Source organism: Streptomyces sp. NPDC020192, from assembly GCF_044388685.1.
Taxonomy (GTDB): domain Bacteria; phylum Actinomycetota; class Actinomycetes; order Streptomycetales; family Streptomycetaceae; genus Streptomyces.
Genome location: NZ_JBIRXG010000036.1, coordinates 49,849 through 57,873 on the forward strand (window position 1 = coordinate 49,849; position 8,025 = coordinate 57,873).

Here is an 8,025-nt window from a genome sequence, read left to right on the forward strand (position 1 = left end):
CTTCTGCTTGTGTTGCTGTGTTCTGGTCGGCGTCGGTCGTCTTCAGTCGTCCTCGCCGTGGAAGCGGCGTCGGACCGACAGCAGCTCCACCTCCGGGCGGCCGGCGACCAGCCGTTCGCACCGGTCGAGTACGTCGCTCAGGTGCCCCGCGTCGCCGGAGACCATCGCCAGGCCGATACAGGCCCTGCGATGGAGGTTCATGTGGTCCACCTCGGCCGCGCTGACCGCGTACTTCCGCTGGAGTTCGGCGACGATCGGGCGGACGACGGAGCGCTTCTCCTTCAGCGAATGGACGTCGCCGAGGAGGAGGTCGAAGGACAGAGTCCCCACGTACATGTGTGTAGCCGGTTCACCCGCCGGTACGGGATCGATGGCCCCTTGGCCGTGCGGCCGGGGACATCAAGAACGGTACCGCGTACCTGCCGGTGGCTCGACAGGGTTTCGGTGCCGTGGGCCGCGCGGCCCGTGGGAACGGCAAGCTGGCCGGCGGGACCGAGATCCCGCCGGCCAGCTTCGGAAACCGTCGGCCGTTACGCCCGCGGCTTCTCCCGCATCTCGTACGTCGCGATGACGTCGTCGATCTTGATGTCGTTGTAGTTACCGAGGTTGATACCGCCCTCGTAACCTTCGCGAATCTCGGTGACGTCGTCCTTGAAGCGACGCAGGCCCTCGATGTTGAGGTTCTCCGCGACCACCTTGCCGTCGCGGATGAGGCGCGCCTTGGTGTTGCGCTTGACCTCGCCCGAGCGGATGAGGACACCGGCGATGTTGCCCAGCTTGGACGACTTGAAGACCTCGCGGATCTCCGCCGTACCGAGCTCGACCTCCTCGTACTCCGGCTTGAGCATGCCCTTGAGGGCCGCCTCGATCTCCTCGATCGCCTGGTAGATGACCGAGTAGTACCGGACGTCCACGCCCTCGCGCTCGGCCATCTGCGCCGCGCGGCCGGCCGCGCGGACGTTGAAGCCGATCACGATGGCGTCGGAGCCCATCGCCAGGTCGATGTCGGACTCCGTGACCGCACCGACGCCGCGGTGCAGGACGCGGATGTCGACCTCTTCGCCGACGTCCAGCTGGAGCAGGGACGACTCGAGCGCCTCGACGGAACCAGAAGCGTCACCCTTGATGATCAGGTTCAGCTGCTGGACCTCGCCGGCCTTGAGCACCTTGTCCAGGTCCTCGAGCGACACACGGCGCGTGCGCTTGGCGAAGGCCGCGTTGCGCTCACGGGCAGCACGCTTCTCGGCGATCTGACGGGCCGTACGGTCCTCGTCGACCACCAGGAAGTTGTCGCCCGCACCCGGGACGTTGGTCAGGCCCAGGACCTGGACCGGCGTCGACGGGCCCGCCTCGGCGACGTTGTTGCCGTTGTCGTCGAGCATGGCGCGCACGCGGCCGTAGGCGTCGCCCACGACCATCGTGTCGCCGACCCGCAGGGTGCCTCGCTGGACGAGGACCGTCGCCACGGCACCGCGGCCGCGGTCGAGACGGGACTCGATCGAGATGCCCTGCGCGTCCTGGGCCGGGTTGGCCCGCAGGTCGAGCGAGGCGTCCGCGGTGAGGACCACGGCCTCCAGCAGCGAGTCGATGTGCAGACCCTGCTTGGCGGAGATGTCGACGAACATCGTGTCGCCGCCGTACTCCTCGGCCACCAGGCCGTACTCGGTCAGCTGACCGCGCACCTTGGTCGGGTCGGCACCCTCGACGTCGATCTTGTTGACCGCGACGACGATCGGGACGTCGGCCGCCTTGGCGTGGTTGAGCGCCTCGACCGTCTGCGGCATGACGCCGTCGTTGGCCGCGACGACCAGGATCGCGATGTCGGTCGACTTCGCACCACGGGCACGCATGGCGGTGAACGCCTCGTGACCCGGGGTGTCGATGAAGGTGATCCTGCGCTCTTCGTCGTTGACCTCGGTCGAGACCTGGTAGGCACCGATGTGCTGGGTGATGCCGCCGGCCTCGCCCGCGATGACGTTCGTCTTGCGGATGGCGTCGAGCAGTCGGGTCTTACCGTGGTCGACGTGACCCATGACGGTGACGACCGGCGGACGGACCACCAGGTCCTCCTCGTCGCCCTCGTCCTCGCCGAACTCGATGTCGAAGGACTCGAGCAGCTCGCGGTCCTCCTCCTCGGGGCTGACGATCTGAACCGTGTAGTTCATCTCGCCGGCGAGGAGCTGCAGGGTGTCGTCGGAGACGGACTGGGTCGCGGTGACCATCTCGCCGAGGTTCATCATGACCGCGACGAGCGACGCCGGGTTGGCGTTGATCTTCTCCGCGAAGTCGGTGAGCGACGCGCCGCGGGAGAGACGGATGGTCTCGCCGTTGCCGCGCGGCAGCATCACGCCGCCGACGCTCGGGGCCTGCATGGCCTCGTACTCCTGGCGACGCTGCCGCTTCGACTTGCGACCGCGACGCGCGGGACCGCCGGGACGGCCGAAGGCACCCTGCGTGCCACCGCGGCCACCGGGACCGCCGGGACGGCCGCCGAAGCCGGGACGGCCACCGCCGCCACCGCCGGGACCACCCGGACGACCGGCGAAGCCACCGCCACCGCCGGCGCCACCGGGACCAGCGGGACGACCGGCGAAGCCGCCACCGCCGCCACCGGGACGGGCGAAGCCGCCGCCACCCGGACGACCGCCGCCGCCACCGGGACGACCGCCACCACCAGGACCGCGGCCACCGGGACCACCGCCGCCGGGACGCGGGCCGGCAGCGGGACGCTGCGGCATCATGCCGGGGTTCGGACGCGGACCGGCCGGGCCGGGACGCGGGCCGCCCTGCGGGCGGGGCATGCCGGCGGGCGACGGACGGGAACCGCCCGGAGCCTGCGGACGCGGACCGCCACCCTGCTGACCGGGCGCCTGCGGACGGGGGCCGGCGCCGGGGGCACCCGGACCACCCGGGCGCGGGCCGCCCTGCGGGCGCGGGGCCTGCGGGCGGGCCATGCCGGTGGAGCCACCGGAGGTGAAGGGGTTGTTACCCGGACGCGGACCGGCCGGACGGGCACCCGGACGCGGGGCCTGGCCACCGGGACGCGGGGCACCCTGCCCCGGACGGGCCTGACCCTGACCGGGACCACCCGGACGGGAGCCACCGGGCTTCGGGGCACCCGGACGGGCGCCGGGACGCGGACCCTGCGCGGCCGGAGCCTGCGGGGTCTGGGCGGCCGGGGCGGCCGGCGGAGCGGTGAACTCCGGGGCGGCCGGGGCCGGACGCGGCGCGGGCTTGGGACCCGGCACCGGACGCGGGCCGGGGGCCGGCGCGGGCGCCATGGGGGCCGACGGAGCAGCCGGCTGCTGGGCAGCGGGCGCCGTCGGAGGCTTGGGGGCTGCCGGCCTCGGGGCAGCCGGACGTGCCGCCTGCACCGGGGAGGGCGCGGCGGGCTTGGGGGCAGCCTTGCGCGGGGCGGGCTTGCCGGCGGACTTGCCGGAGCCACCCTGGAAGGCGTCGGTCAGCTTGCGTACAACCGGCGCTTCGATCGTCGAAGACGCCGAACGGACGAATTCACCGAGTTCCTGGAGCTTGGCCATGACGACCTTGCTCTCCACACCGAACTCCTTGGCGAGTTCGTAGACCCGGACCTTAGCCACTTCGCTCCTTTGAGGTCCGGGTTGAAGCCGGACCGTCGCTAGTTCATGGGCGTACTCATCGCGTACTCATCGAGTGCTCATCGCAATCTCGACCTGCTTTCGACTCGCGAGGTACCAGTCCGTACGGGGGGTTCCGTACGACACGTCTTACGGTGTTGCCTGCTCGGCAACTGTTGTCTGCTCGACGTACTGGCGCAACGCCTTTGTGTCGAGCGGCCCCGGGGCGCGCAGTGCCCGCGGGAACGCCCGGCGACGTACCGCCTGGTCGAGACAGACCAGGACGGGGTGTACATAGGCACCCCGGCCGGGCAGCGTACCGCGAGGATCGGGGACACATTCGTCCTTGATCGCCACGATGCGCAGCAGCTCCGTCCTGGCCGCCCGCTCCCGGCACCCCACACAGGTGCGTTCAGGGCATGGTCGGGCGTGCGTCCGGCCAGACACAGCTAAGTCTACCTCCCCGCGGCGACCTCACCCTTTCGGGTGAGGATTCGAACAGTTGCCGCACTGTAACTGACGTGATCTGAACGACTACCGGCCGAGATCTATTCCCCGGCCTGCTCGGTGTCCGGGCGGATGTCGATGCGCCAGCCGGTGAGGCGGGCGGCGAGGCGGGCGTTCTGCCCCTCCTTGCCGATCGCCAGCGACAGCTGGTAGTCGGGCACGATCACCCGGGCGGAGCGGGCGGCGAAGTCGACGACCTCAACCTTGCTCACCCGAGCGGGTGACAGGGCGTTCGCCACCATCTCCGCCGGGTCGTCCGACCAGTCGACGATGTCGATCTTCTCGCCGTTCAGCTCACCCATCACGTTGCGCACCCGGCCGCCCATCGGGCCGATGCAGGCGCCCTTGGCGTTCAGACCCGAACGGGTGGACCGTACGGCGATCTTGGTGCGGTGACCGGCCTCGCGGGCGATCGCCGCGATCTCGACCGACCCGTCGGCGATCTCCGGCACCTCCAGGGCGAAGAGCTTCTTCACCAGGTTGGGATGCGTACGGGACAGGGTCACGGACGGGCCGCGCACGCCCTTCGCCACGCGGACGACGTACGACCGCAGCCGCATGCCGTGCGGATACGACTCCCCCGGAACCTGCTCCTGCACCGGCAGGATGGCCTCCAGCTTGCCGATGTCGACCAGCACGTTCTTCGGGTCGCGGCCCTGCTGGACCACGCCGGTGACGATGTCGCCCTCGCGGCCCGCGTACTCGCCGAGGGTCGCGTCGTCCTCCGCGTCGCGCAGCCGCTGCAGGATCACCTGCTTGGCGGTGCTGGCGGCGATGCGCCCGAAGTCCGACGGGGTGTCGTCGAACTCGCGCGGCTCCTGCCCGTCCTCCAGGTCCTCGGGGTCCTCCTTCGCCCACACGGTCACGTGCCCGCTGTTCCTGTCGAGCACGACGCGCGCGTGGCGGCGGCTTCCCTCGGTGCGGTGGTAGGCGATGAGGAGGGCCGACTCGATCGCCTCGACCAGCAGGTCGAAGGAGATCTCCTTCTCCCTGACCAAGCCCCGCAGGGCGCTCATGTCGATGTCCACGGCTACGCCTCCTCCTCTTCCTTCATGTCTTTCTCGTCCGTCTTGTCCTTGCGGCTGAACTCGACCTGCACGCGCGCCCTGGCGATCTCCGGGAAGGCGAGCCGACGGGTGGTGGCCTTGCGGCCCTTGACCCCGGGGACCTCCAGGTCCAGGCCCTCGTCGTCCACGTCCAGGATCCGCGCGACCAGCTCGCCACCCTCCGCCAGCTGGAACTTCACCAGCCGGTCGACGGCGCGCACGAAGTGCCGGTGCTCGGTGAGGAGGCGCTCCGCGCCGGGGGTGCCGACCTCCAGGTCGTACGCCGCGTCGCCCATCGCGTTGGTCTCGTCCAGCTTCGCCGAGAGCGCACGGCTCACATCGGCGATGGCGTCCAGATCCGCTCCGGTGTCGGAGTCGACAACCACACGCAGCACCCGCTTGCGTCCGACGGAGTCCACAGCGATCTCTTCGAGATCCAGCCCCTGGGACGTGACGAGCGGTTCCAGCAGCTCTCGCAGCCTCTCGCTCTGGGTGGTGCTCATCCGGGTGACTCCTCGGCCGCGTGTGCTGTTGTGGGATGGGTCGCGTGTCTGGTCAAAGGGTATCCGGTCGCCGGGGGTGTTGCCGTCCGCCTGTGGACAAGTCGGGACGATCCCTGTGGACGAAGGGCCGACCGGCGCCGGTGAGTGGCACGGGACGAGTGCGCGGGTACCGTGATCACGGCGGATCCCCTTGCCGCCCGTGTGTTCGTACGAGCCCCCCGAGGACGTCTGCAGTGCCGTACCCCCCGCCGCCGCGCACCCCCTCGGGGCCGCGCAGAAGAACCCTGCTCGCCTCTGCCGCCGGTGCCGCCCTGCTGGCGGGCTGTACGGCCGCTCCGGACTCCGGTGACGGCGGCACCTCCTCGGTCACGGCACGGGCACGCGCGCGTGCGGCGCAGGACAGCCGGGGGCTGCTGGCGCGGTACGACGCCGTGCTCGCCGCACATCCGGGGCTCGCGGAGCGGCTGCGGCCGTTGCGGGCCCAGGTGGCGGCGCATGTCCGGGCGTTCGCGGACGGTACGACGCCCACGCCCGTGAAGTCCTCCGCCTCCCCGGCGCCTGTCCCGACCGTCCCGGCCACCGAGAAGGACGCCCTCGCCGGTCTCGCCACCGCCGAGCGCACCCTCGCCGACCAGCGGGCCAGGGCCCTGCTGGACGTGCCGGGCGAGCTTGCGCGGCTGCTGGCGTCGGTGGCGGCGGCGGGGGCCACGCACGCGTACCTGCTGACGGAGGGGGCCAAGTGAGTGACGAGGCGAAGAACGAGGCCAAGAAGGCGGAGCTGACCGCGTTGCAGGCGGCGCTGGCGGCCGAGCACGCGGCGGTGTACGGGTACGGCGTCGTCGGCGGCCGGATCGCCGGGGCCCGCCGGAGCGAGGCGCGGGCGGCCTGGGACGCCCACCGGGCCAGGCGGGACGCGCTGACCCGCGAGGTGCGCGACCTGGGCGGCCAGCCGGTCGCCGCGGACGCCGCCTACGCGCTGCCCTTCCCGGTGCCGGACTCGGCGGCCGCAGTGCGGCTGGCCGCCCGGTTGGAGGAGCGGCTGGCCGGGGTGTACGCGGACCTGGTGCGGGCGGCGGCGGGCGCGCGGCGCGGCTCGGCCGCCGGGGCGCTTCGGGAGGCCGCGGTGCGCGCGGTGCGCTGGAGCGGGGAGAGCGTAGCCTTCCCTGGGCTCGCCGAGCGGGCCGCCGAGGGGACGGGCGCGGCCGGTACGACGGCCGGTACGACGTCATCGGCCTCCGCCTCGGCGACACCGTGACCCGCTGACCCGGCACCCCTAGCCCGTAAGGAACGACCCGGACTGAACCCGGAACTGGAAGGAAACGCTCGCGCATGGCTTTCGAACCGCCGCCCCGCCTGATCCGGGCGCTCGGTGAGACGGCGCCGGACGGCGACGCCTGGCTGGCCGAACTGCCCGCGACCGCCGAACGGGCCGTCGCCGCGCGGGAGTTGACCGTGGAGCGGGTGCAGCTGCCGGGTGGCCGCAGCAGCCTGGTGGTGCTGGTGCGGCGGGCGGACGGCACCCCGGCCGTGCTGAAGCTGGCCCCGCCCCGGGCCCGCCCGGAGAGCGAGCGGGCGGCGCTGGCGCACTGGGGCGGCCTGGGCGCCGTACAGCTGCTGGAAGCCGGTGGCGAGGAGGGCGTGCTGCTGCTGGAGCGGCTGCACCCGGATGTGTCGGTGCGGTCGCTGCCGGAGGCGAAGGCACTGCTGGAGGCGGCGGGGACGCTGCGCCGGCTGTGGGTCGAGCCGCCGGCGGACCACGTCTTCGAGACGGTCGCCGAGCGCACCGGGCGGCAGGCGGTGGCCATGCGGGCGGGCGCGGACGCCGACCCCGAGGTGGCGCCCCTGGTCGACGCGGCGCTCACGGCCCGCGAGGAGCTGGTGGCGGCGCCGCCCGAGCACAGGCTGCTGCACGGGACGTTCCGGCAGAGCAAGGTGCTGTCCGGGGAGCGGATGCCGTGGCTCGCGGTGGGGCCTGATCCGGTGGTCGGCGAGTGTGCCTTCGATCTGGCGCGTCTGGTGCGGGACCGGGTGGAGGACCTGATCGCGACGGCGTCCGGCGCGGCGACCGTGCGGCGGCGGATCAAGCGGCTCGCGGAGTCGCTGGAAGTTGATCAGGACCGGTTGCGGGGGTGGACCCTGTTCCGGGCGGTGGAGTCCGGGGTGCGTGCACGCAGGGTCGGCCGCGACAAGGACGCGGAACTGCTCCTGGAGTTCGCCGGGTGGCTCTAGCCGGCTGGTCGTGGGGGGGGCCCCCCCCCCCCGGGGGGCCGGGGGGCCCCCCCGGGGGGAGGGCCGGGCGCGGGGGGGGGGGGCCCCGCCCCCCCCCCCCGCCCGCCCCCCCGGGGCGCGGGGCGGCAACTCGACCCCCCCCCC

At 72.6% G+C, this 8,025-nt stretch carries 8 protein-coding genes; 3 read left to right on the forward strand and 5 right to left on the reverse strand.

Translation table 11 applies throughout. From position 1 onward, the window contains the following. Window positions 1-42: 42 nt before the first annotated feature. The 5 genes from ACH47Z_RS40545 to rimP form a co-directional block, all read right to left on the reverse strand. A complete protein-coding gene (locus ACH47Z_RS40545) occupies window positions 43-336 on the reverse strand; it encodes a DUF503 domain-containing protein (RefSeq protein WP_399083482.1) in 294 nt (97 codons plus the stop codon). Window positions 337-530: 194 nt separating this feature from the next. Continuing rightward, a complete protein-coding gene (gene infB / locus ACH47Z_RS40550; RefSeq protein WP_399083485.1) occupies window positions 531-3,599 on the reverse strand; it encodes a translation initiation factor IF-2 in 3,069 nt (1,022 codons plus the stop codon). 147 nt (window positions 3,600-3,746) lie between these two features. Then, complete coding sequence (locus tag ACH47Z_RS40555) at window positions 3,747-4,043, reverse strand: YlxR family protein (RefSeq protein ID WP_399083488.1); 297 nt, start codon at window positions 4,041-4,043, stop codon at window positions 3,747-3,749. A gap of 101 nt (window positions 4,044-4,144) precedes the next feature. Next, complete coding sequence (gene nusA / locus ACH47Z_RS40560; RefSeq protein ID WP_399083491.1) at window positions 4,145-5,131, reverse strand: transcription termination factor NusA; 987 nt, start codon at window positions 5,129-5,131, stop codon at window positions 4,145-4,147. 2 nt (window positions 5,132-5,133) lie between these two features. Continuing rightward, on the reverse strand, window positions 5,134-5,652 hold the full coding sequence (rimP, locus tag ACH47Z_RS40565) for a ribosome maturation factor RimP (protein WP_399083494.1): 519 nt from the start codon (window positions 5,650-5,652) through the stop codon (window positions 5,134-5,136). Between the two features lie 233 nt (window positions 5,653-5,885). Here rimP and ACH47Z_RS40570 point away from each other — a divergent pair, with 233 nt between their 5' ends. The 3 genes from ACH47Z_RS40570 (at window position 5,886) to ACH47Z_RS40580 (ending at window position 7,881) form a co-directional block, all read left to right on the forward strand. After that, on the forward strand, window positions 5,886-6,395 hold the full coding sequence (locus ACH47Z_RS40570; protein ID WP_399083497.1) for a hypothetical protein: 510 nt from the start codon (window positions 5,886-5,888) through the stop codon (window positions 6,393-6,395). Further along, window positions 6,392-6,907 (forward strand): ferritin-like domain-containing protein, encoded by a 516-nt coding sequence (locus tag ACH47Z_RS40575; RefSeq protein ID WP_399083500.1) that lies wholly within the window; start codon window positions 6,392-6,394, stop codon window positions 6,905-6,907. Before ACH47Z_RS40570 ends, ACH47Z_RS40575 begins: the two co-directional genes overlap by 4 nt. A gap of 74 nt (window positions 6,908-6,981) precedes the next feature. After that, a complete protein-coding gene (locus ACH47Z_RS40580) occupies window positions 6,982-7,881 on the forward strand; it encodes an aminoglycoside phosphotransferase family protein (protein WP_399083503.1) in 900 nt (299 codons plus the stop codon). The last annotated feature ends 144 nt before the right edge of the window (window positions 7,882-8,025 follow it).